The 17,362-nt window shown below is 66.9% G+C and carries 16 protein-coding genes, 3 tRNA genes and 2 pseudogenes; 8 read left to right on the forward strand and 13 right to left on the reverse strand.

Features of this window, described 5'->3' with window-relative positions; all coding sequences use genetic code 11:
- Positions 1 to 7: 7 nt before the first annotated feature.
- Positions 8 to 222: pseudogene (locus AB0C34_RS07480) on the forward strand (site-specific integrase); the annotation flags it as partial.
- A 37-nt stretch (positions 223 to 259) separates the two neighbouring features.
- On the opposite strand, the gene AB0C34_RS07485 reads toward AB0C34_RS07480, so the two are convergent.
- The 3 genes from AB0C34_RS07485 to AB0C34_RS07495 form a co-directional block, all read right to left on the reverse strand.
- Positions 260 to 350: transfer RNA gene (locus tag AB0C34_RS07485), tRNA-Ser, on the reverse strand.
- Positions 351 to 447: 97 nt separating this feature from the next.
- Positions 448 to 900, reverse strand: a complete 453-nt coding sequence (locus AB0C34_RS07490; protein WP_357070026.1) for a nucleoside deaminase — start codon at positions 898 to 900, stop codon at positions 448 to 450.
- 25 nt (positions 901 to 925) lie between these two features.
- Entirely contained in the window at positions 926 to 1,465 is a 540-nt protein-coding gene (locus tag AB0C34_RS07495; RefSeq protein ID WP_357068605.1) for a tRNA adenosine deaminase-associated protein, read from the reverse strand.
- A gap of 58 nt (positions 1,466 to 1,523) precedes the next feature.
- Between AB0C34_RS07495 and AB0C34_RS07500 the strand changes: the two genes are divergently transcribed.
- Positions 1,524 to 2,474, forward strand: a complete 951-nt coding sequence (locus tag AB0C34_RS07500) for a prephenate dehydrogenase (RefSeq protein WP_357068607.1) — start codon at positions 1,524 to 1,526, stop codon at positions 2,472 to 2,474.
- Between the two features lie 85 nt (positions 2,475 to 2,559).
- Here AB0C34_RS07500 and AB0C34_RS07505 read toward each other — a convergent pair whose 3' ends face one another.
- From AB0C34_RS07505 to AB0C34_RS07515, 3 genes are read right to left on the reverse strand one after another with little or no spacing between them, the layout of a single operon-like run.
- On the reverse strand, positions 2,560 to 3,174 hold the full coding sequence (locus AB0C34_RS07505; RefSeq protein WP_357068609.1) for a putative glycolipid-binding domain-containing protein: 615 nt from the start codon (positions 3,172 to 3,174) through the stop codon (positions 2,560 to 2,562).
- Positions 3,175 to 3,225: 51 nt separating this feature from the next.
- Positions 3,226 to 5,178 (reverse strand): ABC transporter ATP-binding protein, encoded by a 1,953-nt coding sequence (locus AB0C34_RS07510; protein ID WP_357068611.1) that lies wholly within the window; start codon positions 5,176 to 5,178, stop codon positions 3,226 to 3,228.
- A 17-nt stretch (positions 5,179 to 5,195) separates the two neighbouring features.
- Positions 5,196 to 7,070, reverse strand: coding sequence for an ABC transporter ATP-binding protein (locus tag AB0C34_RS07515; RefSeq protein WP_357068613.1), 1,875 nt, complete (start codon positions 7,068 to 7,070; stop codon positions 5,196 to 5,198).
- Positions 7,071 to 7,251: 181 nt separating this feature from the next.
- On the opposite strand from AB0C34_RS07515, the gene AB0C34_RS07520 reads away from it, so the two are divergent.
- Positions 7,252 to 7,530 (forward strand): antibiotic biosynthesis monooxygenase family protein, encoded by a 279-nt coding sequence (locus tag AB0C34_RS07520; RefSeq protein WP_357068615.1) that lies wholly within the window; start codon positions 7,252 to 7,254, stop codon positions 7,528 to 7,530.
- Here AB0C34_RS07520 and fadD32 read toward each other — a convergent pair.
- Both fadD32 and AB0C34_RS07530 read right to left on the reverse strand, forming a co-directional pair.
- Positions 7,527 to 9,452 (reverse strand): long-chain-fatty-acid--AMP ligase FadD32, encoded by a 1,926-nt coding sequence (gene fadD32 / locus AB0C34_RS07525; protein WP_357070028.1) that lies wholly within the window; start codon positions 9,450 to 9,452, stop codon positions 7,527 to 7,529. The genes AB0C34_RS07520 and fadD32 overlap by 4 nt on opposite strands.
- 111 nt (positions 9,453 to 9,563) lie before the next feature.
- Positions 9,564 to 10,814, reverse strand: coding sequence for a KasA/KasB family beta-ketoacyl-ACP synthase (locus AB0C34_RS07530; protein WP_357068617.1), 1,251 nt, complete (start codon positions 10,812 to 10,814; stop codon positions 9,564 to 9,566).
- Positions 10,815 to 11,186: 372 nt separating this feature from the next.
- Here AB0C34_RS07530 and dcm point away from each other — a divergent pair, with 372 nt between their 5' ends.
- A complete protein-coding gene (dcm, locus tag AB0C34_RS07535; RefSeq protein WP_357070030.1) occupies positions 11,187 to 12,320 on the forward strand; it encodes a DNA (cytosine-5-)-methyltransferase in 1,134 nt (377 codons plus the stop codon).
- Positions 12,284 to 12,730 carry a very short patch repair endonuclease gene (locus tag AB0C34_RS07540; protein WP_357068619.1) on the forward strand — a complete coding sequence of 149 codons (447 nt, stop codon included), beginning with the start codon at positions 12,284 to 12,286 and terminating at the stop codon, positions 12,728 to 12,730. The genes dcm and AB0C34_RS07540 overlap by 37 nt, the downstream gene beginning before the upstream one ends.
- On the opposite strand, the gene AB0C34_RS07545 is transcribed toward AB0C34_RS07540, so the two are convergent.
- Positions 12,727 to 12,861 (reverse strand): hypothetical protein, encoded by a 135-nt coding sequence (locus tag AB0C34_RS07545; protein ID WP_357068621.1) that lies wholly within the window; start codon positions 12,859 to 12,861, stop codon positions 12,727 to 12,729. The two genes, AB0C34_RS07540 and AB0C34_RS07545, sit on opposite strands and share 4 nt — an antisense overlap.
- A gap of 170 nt (positions 12,862 to 13,031) precedes the next feature.
- Between AB0C34_RS07545 and AB0C34_RS07550 the strand changes: the two are divergent.
- The 3 genes and pseudogenes from AB0C34_RS07550 to AB0C34_RS07560 form a co-directional block, all read left to right on the forward strand.
- A pseudogene (locus tag AB0C34_RS07550) lies at positions 13,032 to 13,625 on the forward strand (DUF998 domain-containing protein); the annotation flags it as partial.
- A 111-nt stretch (positions 13,626 to 13,736) separates the two neighbouring features.
- Positions 13,737 to 14,129, forward strand: coding sequence for a RidA family protein (locus AB0C34_RS07555; protein WP_357070032.1), 393 nt, complete (start codon positions 13,737 to 13,739; stop codon positions 14,127 to 14,129).
- A 160-nt stretch (positions 14,130 to 14,289) separates the two neighbouring features.
- Positions 14,290 to 15,015 carry a maleylpyruvate isomerase family mycothiol-dependent enzyme gene (locus tag AB0C34_RS07560; protein ID WP_357068623.1) on the forward strand — a complete coding sequence of 242 codons (726 nt, stop codon included), beginning with the start codon at positions 14,290 to 14,292 and terminating at the stop codon, positions 15,013 to 15,015.
- Positions 15,016 to 15,158: 143 nt separating this feature from the next.
- On the opposite strand, the gene AB0C34_RS07565 is transcribed toward AB0C34_RS07560, so the two are convergent.
- From AB0C34_RS07565 to AB0C34_RS07580, 4 genes are all read right to left on the reverse strand, one after another.
- Entirely contained in the window at positions 15,159 to 15,905 is a 747-nt protein-coding gene (locus AB0C34_RS07565) for a hypothetical protein (protein WP_357068625.1), read from the reverse strand.
- 402 nt (positions 15,906 to 16,307) lie between these two features.
- Positions 16,308 to 16,380 (reverse strand) — tRNA-Arg (locus AB0C34_RS07570).
- A gap of 34 nt (positions 16,381 to 16,414) precedes the next feature.
- A tRNA-Ser gene (locus AB0C34_RS07575) sits at positions 16,415 to 16,504 on the reverse strand.
- Positions 16,505 to 16,592: 88 nt separating this feature from the next.
- Positions 16,593 to 17,297: a dienelactone hydrolase family protein gene (locus tag AB0C34_RS07580; RefSeq protein ID WP_357068627.1), complete on the reverse strand. Its 705-nt coding sequence runs from the start codon at positions 17,295 to 17,297 to the stop codon at positions 16,593 to 16,595.
- Between the last annotated feature and the right edge of the window lie 65 nt (positions 17,298 to 17,362).

Consider the following 17,362-nt stretch of genomic DNA (forward strand, 5'->3'; position numbering starts at 1 on the left):
GCCAGCCCTGCGGCACTCCTGCGCGAGTCTGGCAATCAGTGCGGGCGTGAACGTCCTAGCGCTCGCGAGGATGCTCGGTCACGCCGACCCATCGGTGACGCTGCGATGCGGGTGTACGCCGATCTGTTCGATACCGACCTCGACGCGGTGGCGGAAGCGCTGGATTCGAAGTGTGCCCATTCTGTACCCAAACCGGCCGCGCCGGTCGCTGTCACAGCATAGAAAAAGCCCCCTACCTGGCAATTCAGATAAGGGACTCTGGCGGTGGCGGAGGGATTTGAACCCTCGGAGGGGGGTTACCCCTCACACGCTTTCGAGGCGTGCTCCTTAGGCCGCTCGGACACGCCACCGCCGACAACCATACCGGACTGCCAACGGATCGCTAAATCGGCTTGTGAGCTGGACAAGGGTGACGGCTGACTGCCATACGGTTGCGACGACCGACGGTCAGCGCTGTGCGCGGAAGAACGTGTCGAGCAGCGCGACGCACTCCGCTTCCAGCACTCCGCCGCGCACCTCGGGCCGGTGGTTGAGACGGCGATCACGCACCACATCCCACAGCGAGCCGACGGCGCCGGTCTTCGGCTCCCACGCGCCGAACACCAACCGGCCGACCCTGGCGAGCACCAGCGCTCCCGCGCACATGGTGCACGGCTCCAGCGTCACGGCGAGAGTGGTACCCGCCAACCGCCAGCCGTCGCCGAGGACTTCGGCGGCACGGCGCAGCGCCAGGATCTCCGCATGCGCCGTCGGGTCGCCTAGTGCTTCGCGCGCATTGGCGGCACGCGCAAGTTCCTTTCCTGCCGAATCGAAGACAACCGCGCCGACAGGTACGTCACGGTCCCCAGCGGCAGCCGCTGCGTCGAGCGCGACGCGCACCAGGTCGGCGTCCGAGAGGATCGACAGGTCCGGGAGATCTCCCACGTCAGCGGGGCAGCTTGTCCAGCACCGCGGAGAGTTCGTCGGCGAAGCCCAGTCGCTGGGCGATCATGTTGAGCTGCTCGTCCGGGTAGAGATCGGTCTCGGCCAGGATGACACTCAACACCGGTTCGGGCAGGCCGAGATCGGCGAGCACACCGAGGTCGCCCTCCTCCCACGGCTCGACTTCGTCCAGCTCGTCCGGGTCGATGTCGGGAATTTCCACATTCAGGGCGTCCAGGACATCCGCGGCAATGTCGTAATCGATCGCGGCGGTCGCGTCCGACACCAGCATCCGAGTGCCACTCGGCGCGGGCCGTAGCACGATGAAGAACTCGTCATCGATGTCGAGCAATCCGAACACAGCTCCCGAGCTGCGCAATGCCTTCAGTTCGTTCTCTGCTGCGGACAAATCGGTCAGCGCGGCTTGGCTCAGCGGACTGCATTGCCATTTTCCGTCTTCGCGGACAACCGCTACTGCGAACCCATCTACGTCGTCGTAATCATCCGACGCCGCCCTGTTCGTGCCCGAGCGCTGTGCTGCCATGGCCGCAACGGTAGTCTGCTCGAGCTGAAATGTTGAAGTCGTATGCGAATCTGTTCTTGTGACTTCCGCAAAGAAAGCACCCGTATGCGTCCTCGGAACGGGTCTGATCGGTGGTTCGCTGGTCCGCGCGGCCGTCGCCGCGGGATATGACAGTTGGGGATACAACCGGTCGGCGGCGGGCGCTCACGCCGCGCGCACCGACGGATTCGACGTCTCCGAGGACCTGCCCGCCGTCTTGCGCCGGGCCGCGGACGCCGACGCGCTGATCGTTGTCGCGGTGCCGATGCCCGCGGTGGACCACATCCTCTCTTCGATAGTGACGTTCGCCTCGCAGTGCGCGCTGACCGACGTGGTCAGCGTGAAAGCCCCGGTCCGCGCGGCCGTACATGCACACGGTCTCGCTTCGAGATATGTCGGCGGCCATCCGATGGCGGGTACCGCGCAATCCGGATGGGGTGCCGCCGATCCCGACCTGTTCCGGGACGCGGTGTGGGCAGTCGGCGTAGACGAGGGAACCCATGCCGACCCGTGGGCTCGAGTCGCGCGGCTCGCACTGGACTGCGGCTCCGTGGTGCTGCCAGTACTGGCCGACGAGCACGATCGCGCCGTTGCCCGCGTCTCACACCTGCCGCACGTGCTCGCGGAGGCGCTGGCACTGGCGGGTGGCAGCGGCGGTGACCTCGCGCTCGGCCTTGCCGCCGGATCGTTCCGCGACGGCACCCGCGTCGCGGGCACCGCACCGGATCTCGTCCGTGCAATCTGCGAACCGAACTCCGCCGCGCTATTGGACGTGCTGGAGGAGACGCTCACCGTGCTCGGCGCCGCACGCGACAGTCTGCGGATCGACAACTCCCTCGCCGAACTCGTCGAAGCGGGGTACGACGCCAGGCTGCGCTACGAATCGGCGAGGCGCTGGGAAATCACCGATGTGCGTCCCGGCGACCATGATTGGCTGGAAACCCTGCGTGCGGCCGGACAGCGTGGCGGAGTTCTCACCCACCTGAACTGAACCGGGTTGGCGGTCGAAACACGTCTGGTCGGCTCGCGCAACAGCCGCGACTGCCAGTGGCAGCACCCATCGACAGTTGGCGAGTTCAGATCCGTTCGGCGAGTCCCGGATAGTCGAGGACGAAGCCGTCGGCGTCGACGGTAACGGTAGCGCTGGAAACCGGAGACAGCACGCTGATGCCCTCGGGCGCGCTGCTGTAGACCAGTGTGGCCTCCTGCACGAGCAGATCGGGCAGCCGGACGTAGACCACGGGGACCTGTATGGCCTCGGCCGCGTGCTGCAAGTCGTAGCGGCGAATCGGCAAGGTATTGAAGAACGGGCTGAGCACCACATCCACATCGAGGGCGCCCGCGAAAGTGGAGCGGATATGGTTGCCGCCGGCGTCGACGAGCCAGTAGTTCTCCTCGTCCCGTGCGATCGACGCTTGGCGCTCACCAGCGGCTGTCGCGGTGCGCAAGGAAAGCCGCTTCGTCCTGCCGTTCTCGTCGGTGACCAAGTCATAGGACGCACTGAACGCGGAATGATCGGCACCAGCACCCCCGATCATTCGCCCGGAGGCGCGAATACGGTTGCCATTGAGTGTCACCCGCACCGACTCCATCCGCGACGCGTCGTGGGCGCGCCACGTGAGGATTGCCGGCCACCGGGATGCCTGCTTGCTCTGGGCGGGGCTCTCGGGGTCGGAGGCTGGGGTCGTCACGTATCTACCGTAAGCGACACCCAGCCGTAACCTGCACACCACCGAGTCGCATCACGCCAGCGACGCGCGCCACGCCGCGTGCAAGCTCGCGAACCTGCCGGTACCGGCGATCAGCTGGTCCGGTGCACCGTCCTCGACGATCCGTCCGGCCTCGAGCACGAGTACCCGGTTCGCGATCGCCACCGTGGACAACCGGTGCGCGATGATCACGGCGGTGCGCCCGCGCAACACCGTCTCCAGCGCCCGCTGCACCAGCCGTTCACCGGGTATGTCCAGACTCGACGTGGCTTCGTCCAGCACGATCACGGCGGGATCGGCCAGGAAAACCCTGGCGAAGGCGACCAGTTGCCGTTGGCCGGCCGAAAGCCTGCCGCCACGCTTGCGGACATCGGTGGCGAAGCCTTGCGGGAGAGTCCGCGCGAAGTCGTACAGACCGACCGCGCGGGCCGCGGCGAACACCTCCGCGTCGGTGGCATCCGGCCGGCCGAGCCGGATGTTGTCGGCCACCGACCCGGAAAACAGGTAGGACTCCTGGGTGACCATGACGATATTTCGCCGCAGATCGGTGTCCGACAGATCGCGCAGATCGACTCCGTCCAGCGTGACCGCGCCACCGGATGGGTCGTAGAACCTGGTCAGCAGCTTGGCAAGCGTCGACTTGCCCGCGCCGGTCGCACCGACCAGCGCGATCACCTGTCCGGCGGGGATGTCCAATGTCAGTTCCGGCAGCACCGGCCGCCCTTCACTGCCGTCCGACGCCGTGGAGTCGGCGGATCGCATCGAAGCGACATGGTGTGTGGAGCCGACATCCTTCGCGGAACGCCGCGCCACGTCGGCGCCGCGATCGGCGGGCCGGGCGCCATAACCGAACCACACCTTGTCCAGCCGAACCGCGCCCGACGCGGTTGGCATGACCACCGGCTCCGCGGGCTCGGGCACCGACGGCTTCTCCTCCAGCACACCCGAGATCTTCTCCAACGCCGCCGCTGCGGACTGGTAGGAATTGAACACCTGTGCCAGTTCGTCCAGCGGGCCGTAGAACTCGCTGAGATACAGCAGGTAGGCCGCGAGCACGCCGACCGCGAGATCACCCTCGATCACCCGCCACGCCCCGACCATGATGACGATCACCGTGGTCAGATTGCCAAGCAGCTTGGTCAGACCGGCATAGTCCCCCATACCGCGCATGGCCGCGGTGGTCGCCCGGCGGTATTCGGCGTCCTCGACGGCGAGCACCGACTCGTTGCGCTGCTCCCGGCGGAACGCCTGCACCGCCCGTATGCCGCCCATCGACTCGACGAACTGAACGATCACTCTGGCGATCGCGCCTCGCGTGCGGCGGTACCCCGCACGCTGCCTGCGCTGCGCCCAGCGGGTGACCAGCGCCAGCGGGACGAAACCGCCCAGCACGATCGCGGCGAGCGTCGCGTCCAGGTAGATCAGCAGCGCCGCGATGGTCAGCACCGAGAGGACCGCGCTCAATGCCTGGTTGAGCGCGCCCTCCAGCAACTCCTGCAGCGTCTCGATGTCACCGGTGAGCCGGGCGACCACCTTGCCGGAGGTGTACTTCTCGTGGAAGGCGACGCTCAACCGCTGCATATGCGTGAACGAGCGCACCCGCAGGTCGAACAGCACCCTCTGGCTGATCCTGCCCGATGCCCGCAGGAAGAAGAACGTCGTGAGCACACCGAGCAGGACCGACCCGAGGTAACCGGCCACGGTGGCGACGAGCGGGAGCCAGTTCCCCTCGGCACCTTGCGCGATGCCGATGTCGAGCCCACGTGCGACGAACAGCGGCGCCGCGTTGTCGACCACGATGAGCACCAGGGCGACACCGACCAGCGTGCGGTAAGGCCGAACCACATCCAACAGCAGCCGCCGGGATCGACCGGCCAACACCAAGTTTCCGGTCTCGGTGACCTCCTTGTCCTCGCTCGCGATACCGCGCCAGTCGGTCGTCAGATCTTGATTTACCGAATTATCTTGTGCCACGGGGTCTTTCATCGAGAATTTTTCCGTGCTCAATTCTCACCCCCCATCAGTTCCCGGTATCTGCCACTGGTCCGCAGCAGATCGTCGTGTGTTCCCTCCGCGACGATCCGACCGTCGGCGAGCACGACCACCCGGTCGGCGAGCGCCGCGGTGGACGGGCGGTGCGCGACGAGCAGCGTCGTCGCGTCGGCCAGTACGGTGCGCAGCCGCTCCTGCACCCGTTCCTCGGTCTGCACGTCGAGCGCGGACAACGGGTCGTCGAGCACCATGACCCGGCTTTGTTCGCCGGCGCCGCCGAGCACCGCACGGGCCAGTGCGAGCCGCTGACGCTGCCCACCGGACAGACTCATGCCTTGTTCACCGATCCTGGTATCCAGACCCCAGGGCAGCTCGTCCACGAATCCGGTGGCCTGGGCGACATCCAGCGCGCGGCGCACGTCGGCATCGGTGGCGTCCGCAGCGCCGAGCGCGACGTTTTCGCGCACACTCGCCGAGAACAGCACCGGCTCTTCGAACGCCACCGACACCAGCGAGCGCAGGTCGGCCACCCGCATCGCGGCGATGTCGACCCCGTCGATGCTGATCACGCCACCGGTCACGTCGTACAGGCGCGGGATCAGGTTGAGCAACGCGGTCTTTCCGCTGCCCGTCGCGCCGACCAGCGCGACTGTCTCGCCGGGCCGCACTCGCAGCGACACATCGTGCAGCACATCGTCTTCGGCGTCGGGAAAGGCGAAACGCACGCCTTGCAACCACAACTCACCGTCGATCCGGGTGGGCAGGTCCACGGGATCAGCCGGATCGGTGATGTCGACCGGGGTATCCATGATCTCCCAGTACCGATCTGCTGCTGTGCGCGCGTCGTTCAGTTCGGCGAGCAGGTAGCCGGTCCAGATGATCGGCCACTGGAGAAAAGTGGTCAGCGTAATGCCCGCGACCAAGGTGCCGAGCGTCATCGTGTTATGCACAACCGCGTAGCCGCCGTAACCGAGCGCGAACACGACGGCCAGCTGCGGCAGGCTCACCATGGCCGACCAAAGCGTCGCGCTGTAGCGTACCTTCAGCAACTCGGTCTGCTGGAGCTCGCGCGACTGGGCGGTGAACCGGCCGCCGAAGAACACACCGCGACCGAATGCCTTGAGTACCCGCACCCCCTGCGCCGACTCCTCGGCTGTGGTAGCCAGGTCGCCGGACTGGTCCTGCGAGCGCCGCGAGGCCATCGAGTACTGCCGCTCGAACCGAACGCAGACGTACACCAGCGGAATCGACACGATCGCGAACATCAGACCGATCTGCCAATTCAGCGCGAACAGCACGAACAGGCCGACCGGAATGATCACCATGTGGATCAGCAGGAACGGTCCGGCGAACGAGACGAACCGACGCAGGGTGGCCAGGTCGTCCACCGCGCGCGACAACAGCTGACCCGACTCCCACGCGTCGTGCCTGCCAATCGCCAACGACTGCAACTGACGAAAGATCTCGGCGCGCATGGTGATCTCGAACCGAGTGGCCGGCGCGGAGACCAGCCAGCGGCGCCCCCACACGCCGACCGCCTCCAGCATGCCGAGCACCAGCACGCCCGCCACCGGCGCAAGCGCGCCGGTGAAGTCCCGCTCGGCGATCGGGCCGTCGATGATCCTGGCCAATATCAGCGGAATCACGATGGCCGTCAGCGTCGCAAGGGTAGCGAGGCCACTCGCGGCGAGCAGCGCAGTGCGATGCGGACGCAGGTATGGCCAGAATCGGCGCAACGAATGCAGGCGACCCGGCGCGGCAGCGGACTGCTCCGGGCGGTCGGCCTCCGGTTCGGCCGACGAGAGGTCCAGCGCGACGGACAAAGCTCCCCCTCGGATCTCGTGGATCGCGGTGTCGGAAGTCGAAACGCTCGATGATGTTCGCATCGAGGTACGACAGTCCAGGGTCGCATCGCGTCCCGGATCGGCCAACCGATTTTCCGGTCGACCACATACGTCGCACACCGCGTCCCCGCTGCACAACGGGGGATCGCGGCGGAGAACGGCGCTCATGGGCCAAGCCAACAACCTCGAGCCCCCTCGAGGTCAAGACGTAGACTCGGTGTCCATGCTGATCGTCGCCGGATATCTGCGCGTCACCGATCGTGACCGCTACCTCGAGAACTGTCGCGACGTCGTCGCGCTCGCCCGCGCCACCGAAGGCTGCCTGGACTTCACGCTCGGCGCCGACCTGGTCGAAACCGATCGGGTGAACATCTACGAGCGCTGGGCGACCCGCGACGCCGTGGAACACTTCCGCGGCACCGGCACCTCCGCCGACCTCGACGCCCAGATCGTGGGCGCCGACGTCCGGGAGTTCGAGTACGCCACCGACATTCGAATCTAGCCGGTGACCGCGCGCTCCGAATCCCACTCCAGCGGCGCGTCCGGGAACGCCTGCTGCTGATACCCGCCACGCAACGTGCCTTCCAGGTAGGCCGCACGACAGGCTCGTCGGGCGATCTTGCCGCTGGAAGTGCGCGGGATCGAGCCCGCGGGGACCAGCAGCACGTCGCGCACCTGGACGCCGTGCCGCCGTGCGATGGCGGCACGCACACTGTCGACGACCGGCTGGGGTTCGAGCTTCCCGGCGCCGGAGTTTCGCTCCGCGACGATCACCAACTGCTCGGAAGTGTCATCGGCGTCGAAAGTGAGGCCGGAGTGGTTGTCCTGATCGAAGACCAGTGCGGGCAATTCGTTCGCGGGCGCCGAGAACGCCGCGACGAAGCCAGGACGCAGCGCCGGACTCGATTCCTGCGCGGAGAACTCCAGATCCTGGGGGTAGTGGTTGCGGCCGTCCACGATCACCAGATCCTTGACCCGGCCCGTGATGTACAGCTCGCCGTCGAGGTACGCGCCGTAGTCACCGGTGCGCATCCAGTGGGCATCCGGCTCGGTGCCTTGGGCATGGCTGCCTTCCGGCACGCGCGCGGCCAACTCGGCGCGGAAGGTCGCCGCCGTCTCCTCGGGACGACCCCAGTACCCGATGCCCATGTTCTCGCCGTGTAGCCAGATCTCGCCGACCTCGCCATCACGCCGCTCGGTGCCGTGTTCCGGGTCGACGATCACCGCCCACTGCGACAGCGCGACAAACCCACACGACACCTGGGCGATGGCATTCGCCGTCTCCCGCGCCACCTCGACCATGCGCCCCGCGTTCAACTCGGCACGATCCACATAGACGACCTTCGCCGTATCCGCGGCTTTGGTCGCCGACACGAACAGCGTCGCCTCCGCCATGCCATAACAGGGTTTGATCGCCGTCTCCGGTAGCCCGTACGGCGCGAACGCCTCGTTGAACTTCGTCATCGACGACACCGACACCGGCTCGCTGCCATTGACCAGGCCGATGACATTGGACAGATCCAGCTCCTCTCCCGGCTTCGGCTTGCCCCGTACCGCAGCATGCTCGAAAGCGAAATTCGGTGCGGCGGCGAAGGTCCCGGCACCGTCGGAAGCGGCGGAGAGTTCCTTGATCCACCGGTACGGACGGCGCACGAACGCGCTCGGCGACATGATCGTGATGAATCGGCCCGCGATGGTCGGCAGGATCACGCACAGCAGGCCCATATCGTGGAACAGTGGCAGCCAGGTGACGCCACGCGAGTACTCCGTGACACCGATGGCGTCGATCATCTGCAACAGGTTCGTGCCGACCGCGCGGTGGGTGATCTCCACACCCGCGGGCGTGCGAGTCGACCCCGACGTGTACTGCAGGTACGCGACGCTGTCGATATTGATATCCGGCCACACCCAGGACCCGCCGACGCTGTCCGGGATCGCCTCCACCGCGATGATGCGCGGCCGTTGCTGCGGCGGAAGGTGCCGGAAGAGATTCCGTACCCCACGCGCCGCCGACCCCACCGTGAGGATCGCCGCGGGTGCGCAGTCGCCGAGCACGGCGTGCAACCGGTCGGTGTGCCCTTGCTCGTCGGGATCGAACAGCGGTACCGCGATATTGCCCGCGTAGACCGCGGCGAAGATCGAGACGACGTAGTCGAGCCCCTGCGGCGCGAGGATCGCCACCCGGTCGCCTGGTCGTGTCACCTGCTGCAACCGAGCCGCCACCGCGCGCAAGCGGACGCCGAACTGGCGCCAGGTGAGGTCGTGGTACTCACCGTCGCGTTCGCGGGAGTAGTCGATATAGCGGTAGGCGAGCTCGTCGCCGTTCTTCGCGCAGTGCTTGTCGACGAAGTCGATCAGGGTCTTGTCACCGCGAATCTTGATATTGCCCTGATCGTCCAGATAGTCGTCGAAGGTCTCGTCGATCATCGCCTTATCCTTTTCCAGCGCACCGGCACTCAGGCCGTGCAATGACACCGAACACAGGTCGATAACGAAGCGTCGGGAAGGCTAGCAGGTGTCCCGGGCACCCAGCGCTCAATACCGGCCGAACGTGAGTGCGACGTTGTGCCCACCGAAGCCGAAGGAATTGTTCACGGCGTAATCGATCCGGCCGGGGCGGGATCGGCCACGCACGATGTCCAAGTCGATGTCCGGGTCCTGGTTGTCCAAGTTCAGCGTCGGCGGCACGATCTCGTCCCGCACGCTGAGCACAGTGATCACCGATTCGAGCGCGCCGACCGCGCCGATCGAATGGCCGAGCGCCGACTTGGGTGCGTAGACCGACGCGTGCGTGCCGACCGCCTTGGCGATCGCGCGCGCCTCGGCGGTATCGCCGATCGGGGTGGCAGTCGCGTGCGCGTTGATGTGCGAGATGTCCCTGCGGCCGAGTCCCGCGGTCTGCAGCGCCCGCGTTATCGCGCGGGCCGCTCCGGCGCCGTCCGGATCGGGTGCGACGAGGTGGAACCCGTCGGAGGTGACGCCGGCACCGAGCAGCCGGGCGTGGATGGTCGCGCCGCGCGCTTTGGCGTGCTCCTCGGTCTCGATCACCATCATCGCACCCGCCTCGCCGAACACGAACCCGTCGCGATCGACGTCGAACGGGCGCGAGGCGCACTTCGGTGCGTCGTTGCGCATGCTCATGGCACGCATCATGGTGAACGCCGCGATCGCGATCGCCTGGATCGAACCCTCGACACCGCCGGCGACGACCATGTCGGCATCACCCATGACGATCATCTTCCACGCGTTCGCGATCGCCTCCGCCCCCGATGAGCACGCCGAGACCGGTGTCGCGGCGCCGGCTCGCGCGCCCAGTTCGACCGCCACGCACGCGGAGGCGCCGTTGGGCATGACGGCCTGGACGGTGAACGGCGAAACCTTGCGATAGCCACCGTTGCTCAACTTGTCCCGCGCGTGGATGATCGCCTCGGCGCCGCCGAGGCCGGTGCCGATGGATACCCCGAGGCGCTGCTTGTCGACCTCCGGGCTGCCCGCGTTGCGCCAGACCTCACGACCGAGCACCGTGGCCATCTGCTCCACATAGGCCAGGCCGCGCGCCTCGGTTCTGGACAGCAAGTCCGCAGGGGCGACCTTCAGGTGGCCGCCGATCCGCACCGGCAGTTCGAATTGATCGATGAAGTCGTCATCCAGCACATCGATGCCGCTTTCGCCATTGAGCAGGCCCTTCCAGGTGGAGTCCACGTCGCTCGCGATAGATGTCGTCGCGGCGAGGCTGGTGACAACGACCGCGGGAAAGCTCCCGTTCTCGGTGGAAGGAATCCGCATCTTTCGCTCACTTTCCCTAGCGTCGCTCTGGAAACTGTGTCGAGCAAAATGGCAATTCGCGAGCGCGCCACCAGGATCGTGCACCGGCCCGCGCGGACGGCACTGGAGCGCAGGAAGATCGACCTACCAGCCTGTCATCATGGCCGCGCGTGTGATCGGCCCTGTGCATTATCGGGAAGGGCTCGCCGATCGCAGTGCGTGACACGCGGACCGTACCAGGTGCGGGGCAATCGGTCGGGTAGTTCACCGATCGCCCCAGCACCACTCGAGTAATCTCGGACCACTCGAGTAACCTGCTCACCGGGCACGGGCGCAAGGTTGACGGCGTCTCGTCCTGGACACGAGGAAGGACGATCGGTGACGGGCGCGCGGATGGTTGGGCTGTTCGCCGGGATAGGCGGACTCGAGCTCGGCCTCGGCGAGCACGGCTGGCACACCGAACTGCTGTGCGAGATCGAGCCCGGCGCCCAAGGCGTGCTGGCGGCCCGCTTCCCGGACGTGCCACTGCATTCCGACATCACCCGACTGCGCGCCATCCCGGCGGGGACGGAACTGGTCGCGGCGGGGTTCCCGTGCCAGGACCTGTCGCAGGCCGGACGCACCGCGGGCATTACCGGCACGCGGTCCGGACTGGTCGACGAGGTATTCCGATTGGTGCGCCGACAACGCGGACCGCGCTGGTTGCTGATCGAGAACGTCCCGTTCATGCTGCAACTCGGCCGCGGGGCGGCGATGCGGCACATCACCCACGCACTCGAGGAAATCGGCTACACCTGGGCCTACCGGGTGGTGGACGCGCGCGCGTTCGGCCTGCCGCAGCGGCGCCAGCGGGTGCTGATGCTGGCCTCGCGCACCGAGGACCCGCGCCAGGTGCTGTTCGGCGACGACGCTGGTCCCCGTGCCGTCGGCGACCCACAACACGATCCGTGCGGCTTCTACTGGACCGAGGGGGTGCGTGGTCTCGGCTGGGCGGTGAACGCGGTGCCCACGCTGAAGGGCGGCTCGGCACTCGGCATCGCCAGCCCGCCCGCGGTACGGCTACCCTCCGGCGAGATCGTCACGCCGGGCATCGTCGACGCCGAACGACTCCAGGGCTTCGCCGCGGACTGGACCGCACCCGCCACCGAGGTGTCCGGCGTCCGCAAAGGGCATCGCTGGAAACTGGTCGGCAACGCGGTGAGTGTGCGGATGGCGGGCTGGGTCGGGTCGCGGCTGGCCGCGCCGCTGGCCCCGATTCCCGGCGATCAGACGCTGGCGGCGGGCACGCCGTGGCCGGTCGCCGCGTGGGGGCACGGCGGTGTCGCCTACCGAGTTCCGGTATCCACGTGGCCGGTGCACGAACCGTACGAAGATCTGACCCACTTCTTGTCCGACGCGCGACTGCTCTCCGCCCGGGCGACCGCCGGATTTCTGCGCCGAACCAGCATGGGCAGCCTGCGTTTCCCCCCTGGTTTCCTCGCCGATGTGGAATGCCACCTCGGCCGGATGGGCGGCTGGGCGGCGTGAGCGATCGACCAGGCACGGACTCGGCCACCAGCGCTCGGCTGGCACGCCAGCGGCGCACCGGGACAGATCCGGAACTCGCGCTGCGTCGCGAGTTGCACCGCCGCGGGCTGCGCTATTTCGTCGATCGCGCACCGCTACCCGGGCAACGCCGCCGAGCCGACCTGGTGTTCCCGCGCCGACGCGTCGCGGTCTACGTGGACGGCTGCTTCTGGCACCGCTGTCCACAGCACGCGACCGATCCGAAGAACAATGCCGAATGGTGGGCCGCCAAACTGGCGGGCAATGTGGCCAGAGATCGCGCCACCGACGCGGCGCTGACCGCGGCGGGCTGGCACGTGGTCCGGGTGTGGGAGCACGAGGACGTCATAGCCGCCGCCGACCGCGTCCAGGCGGCGCTGCGGTCGTCCTAGCGGTGCCGGACGCGCACAAGCGAGCGCGGGGCGTGTGTGGCCAGATAGCCGGACACCACCATCACCGTCAGCACGGCGATTCCGGCGGCGGCGGTCGCGAAGCCGAGCATAAGGTCCTCCTCGAATGTCATCTTCCCCTACAGAGTGTGCGGCGAACCTGACAAGACCCTGTGTGTCGAGTGCCGGTGACGTTTGCGAAACGTAGACGGGTCGAACCTCGGCGGTGCCCGGCGAGCAGCAGAATGGGGTCGTGACTGATAGCCCGAAGATCGCCGAGCGGCGAGCGCGACTTGCGTCGGTGATGCTCGCTACGGCAATCGCGATCACGGGGCTCTGCTATTCGTCCTGGCTGCTGGCATATGTGCTGAATGTCGACGTCGACTCGGTCAATTCCTTCCTGAGCCAACTCGACGCGGAGGGCAAACCGTACCGGCAGGTATTTTCTGTTGCCGACACGATCGTCGGGGCGACCCTGATGCCCGCTGCGGTCACGGGGTTGCTGCTTTTCCCGCGCCGCCGATTCACCACGGTCGGCTGGGTAGCGTTGTTCTGCTTCGGCGCGGCGACCATCGCCGATGTGGTGTTGCCGCTGCGCGAATGCACTCCCGGCGACAGCGCCTGCGGTGGGCCGAGCGAATTGTTTCCCCAGTTGCATCAGCCGCACGCGCTATCGAGCACCGTGGCGGTGACGTCGATCGCGGTCGCCACCTTCGCGTTCAGCCTGGCCGCGTTCCGCTACCACCGATGGCGAATCCTGCGCGAGTTCGGTCTGGTCGTGCTGGTGGTCGGGTCGGTGGCGACAGTGTGGATGCTGGTCGCCGACAACCTTTCTGGCAACTACGCCCTCGGAATCGCCCAGCGCATCCAGGTGGGGGCGATGTCGCTATGGCTGCTCACGCTGGCCGCCGCCGTGGTTCTAGAGGGCAGGGACTGGACTGGACCGACCCGACCTGATGCGGCCGCGCCGACACGTTTCCGCGCACGAAGGCCATGCGATGCTGACGCCATGAGCGATCGCGTGAACATCTCCTCCGGTTCGGAGTTCGAAGATATCGTCGGCTACTCGCGGGCAGTGCGGCTCGGCAATGTCATCGCGGTCAGCGGCACCACGGCAGCGGCACCCGGCGGCACCGCCGTCGGCGGCGACGACATCGGCGAGCAGGCGAGGGAAACGCTGCGCCGGATCGCCGCCGCACTGAACGAGGCGGGCGCGAGTCTGGCCGATGTCGTGCGCACCCGCATCTTCGTCACCGATATTTCGCGGTGGCCCGAAGTGGCCGAGGCGCACGCCGAGGTATTCGGTGCGATCCGGCCCGCGACGGCCATGTACCAGATCAGCGCGCTGATCACCCCGGCTTTGCTGGTGGAGATCGAAGCCGACGCGATCGTCGCCGACTAGGTCACGCGAATTGCCCGGCACCCACATGTCCCGTGCCTGCGTGTGCGGTCCGCCGGTCGAGCACCCGCGGCGGTTTCCGGCAACCACAGGCGGACTAATTCCAGCGGAACCCGGCCCGTAGGCGCAGCGTGCCGAGTTCGCACCGCCTAGGGTCGAAGTCGTGACTGCCGCCGCCTCGCAGACCCCCGTCCAGCTCGACACGGTCGCCGAGGCAACCGCCCGCCTGCTCGACACCATCCGCGGCCTCGACGGGCACGCCGGTGCCGCGCCTTCCGCGCTACCCGGTTGGACCCGCGGCCATCTGCTCGCGCATCTGGCCCGCAATGCCGACAGCCTGGTGAACCTACTGCTGTGGGCACACACCGGCGTCGAAATCCCGCAGTATGCCAGCGCTTTCCTGCGCGACCACGACATCGAGGCAGGCGCACCGCGTCCCCTGGCCGAACAACTAGCCGACAACGAGACCGCCGCGAACCGCTGGCTCGGCCTGGCCCGCGCCCTCACCGAGCACGACTGGCAGGCGGAAGTCCGCACCCGCCAGGGCCGCCCGATTACGGCGACCGAAGTGCGCTGGATGCGTCTGCAGGAGGTGGAGATCCATCACGTCGATCTGAACACGGGCTACCAGCCATCCGACTGGCCGACCGCTTTCGTGGCGCGCCTACTCCCCCAGGCGGCCGCCGACCTGAACCGGCGGATCGTCGAGTTCCCCCTCGCGTCGTTCGCCCTGCACGCTACCGACACCGACTACACCACCATCGTCGGCGCCACCCCCGCGACCCACAACATCACCGGCCCCGCCGCGTCCCTCGCCGCGTGGCTGATCGGCCGCAATGCGGGCACCGATTTGAGCGGCGATTTGCCATCCCTTCCTGCGTGGAAGTGAAGTAGAGACACGAACTCCCTACGAGTAAAGGCCCTCCGCAAGAGCGGGAGTGACTATCTACCTGTGTGCGCCCGAGGGATCGAACCGCTGACCTTCTGATCCGTAGGGGATCCAGGTTCGGGGCAACAGCGAGATCAGGGGGGCTAAGGCAGGGAACTACCGTGTGATCGAACTTCCGGCCCGCGGTTTCGTGTGTTCAGACGTTTCGCCCGCTCGGCTTCGCTGGGCGTGGACATCTTCACAAGGATGCCGACAGGGCCCCGAAGCTGGGATCGCACGCGACCGTCAAGGTTGAGCATCAAGTCTATGAGCGGTCGTCCCATCACCTCCGCCACCCTGCGGTCCATTTGGTAGAGAGCGCGTCGAAACCGCACGACCACCACCAGGTAACGGGCGATCGCGTATGGCACCAGGACCACCGGGGCCACCGGCCACCACGGCATGTCGTACACAGCCGCGAACCAACCGCCTATGCCACTGAGGATTATGGCCGCTGCTCCCAGGAGAAGGCGGGATGCGACCAAGAAACGTCGCCCGGACTTCAGGGAGTCCAGGATCACTACGGCCTCCGCGAGCGCGCCTTCTTGCTCTGCCAGAGAAAGGTAGTCGTTGAAGGCACTCCCGACCATGACGACTGCCTGGCCCTTCCTCAATTGCGGCCGCACCCCGTCCAGACACCACTCCGGCACGTTTCCAAGCTCGATGTGCGGCGGCTGCACACCGAATCTCGCCGCGAGTTCCCCGGTGAGTGTTCTGATCTGATCAAGGTTCACGCGCACATGATTCAGTACGTAGGCGCAGAGATATTTGCTGGGGTGGTGCTGCATGGAAACCACAGCCGATGGACCGAGCAGGGTGCCGGCGGATTCGTGCTCGACCGCGAGACGCACGACGAGGACGACCGTCGTCGTACGCAGCACAGCGAGCGCGTTGACCAGCTGGTCATCCAGGAACAGGGAGCGTCCTGCCAGATCGCGAGCGGAGCCCGACGCACCACGAACAGGCGTTTGCCGAAGTACGCGCTGCGCCGGCGTCCGACCGATTCGGCTGCATGATCTGCGGCGCCCCTGCGCGACGGTGTTGGTCACGTAGGTGTGGAGGCGGCGGTGCGGAGAATTCTGCGCCACAGCTCCCTTACCGTGAGGACGCCTACCTACATGGAGGCGATCGGCGCCGTGAGCGGCACGCAATGCTGGGCATGGACTCCCTGTCCGAGTGGCATCGTGGGCGATTGGTGTCGTCAAAGACGAGAGAAGGCCCCTCCGCTCGAGCGGAGGGGCCTTCTACCAGAGTGCGCCCGAAGGGATTCGAACCCCTAACCTTCTGATCCGTAGTCAGATGCTCTATCCGTTGAGCTACGGGCGCATGTAGTTATTCAGTTGTACCGGTTACCCGGGTGTGGCGGAGGCGAGAGGATTTGAACCTCCGGTCCCGGTGAAGGGACAACTCATTAGCAGTGAGTCCCATTCGGCCGCTCTGGCACGCCTCCTGGAGCCTTCTCTTCGAGGGCACCGGTCCTTTCGAACCACCGAGCAGAAAGGTTACAGGAGCCACCGTCCAGATCACAAAACGACTGGTCAGCGCAGGTTACTGTCGAACCAGTCGAATATTCTGGTCTGCGAATCCGCCAGATCGATGTCATCGGCTTCGGGGGTGTCGGCGCGGTGGTACAAACCCGGATAGGTCACGACCAGGCTGGCAACAGCCGCGCGGGCAGTCGCGTCGCGCAACTGGTCGACCTGGGCCGGCGGGGTGGCCGGGTCGTCGGTGCCGAACAGGCCCAGCCACGGTGCCTGCAGGCCCGGGGCCGCGGACACCAGGGCGTCGGCCTGGTCGGTGAGCGGTTCGACAATGCCCGGCGCCGCGACACTCACCGCCGCTCCGATCGGCCGGTTGGTGGCGACCAGGAAAGCGGCGGTCCCGGCGGAGTCGAAGCCGAGCACGCCGATGGTGTCCGGAAATACGCCACGGTGGGTGAGCCAGTCGAAACACGCGTCGAAGTCGCTGAACAGCTGGTCGCCGAAGACGCCGCCTTCCGGCTGGTCGTCGACGCGATGGAAGAGGTTGGGTGCGATCACCGTCCAGCCCTCGGTGGCCAGCGCGTTCATCAGGTTGCGCACGGCGCCGGGGAACTGCCGGGACTCGTGTAGCACCACGATCCCGCCCCGGGCGTTTCCGTCGGGCTCTACCACGGTGATGGGCACCGGCGCATGGGCGATCGGCCGCTCGTCTTCCAGGTCGTCTGCCCGCAGCGGGGCCATATCGTCGTAAGTGCCCGACATGAAACCAGCGTAGGGCGAGTTGCTGTTCTTCGGTAGAAATTGCAGGTGGGAGCTCATCATCGGGA

This window comes from Nocardia sp. NPDC049220, from assembly GCF_040647855.1.
In the GTDB taxonomy this organism is placed as follows: Bacteria; Actinomycetota; Actinomycetes; order Mycobacteriales; family Mycobacteriaceae; genus Nocardia.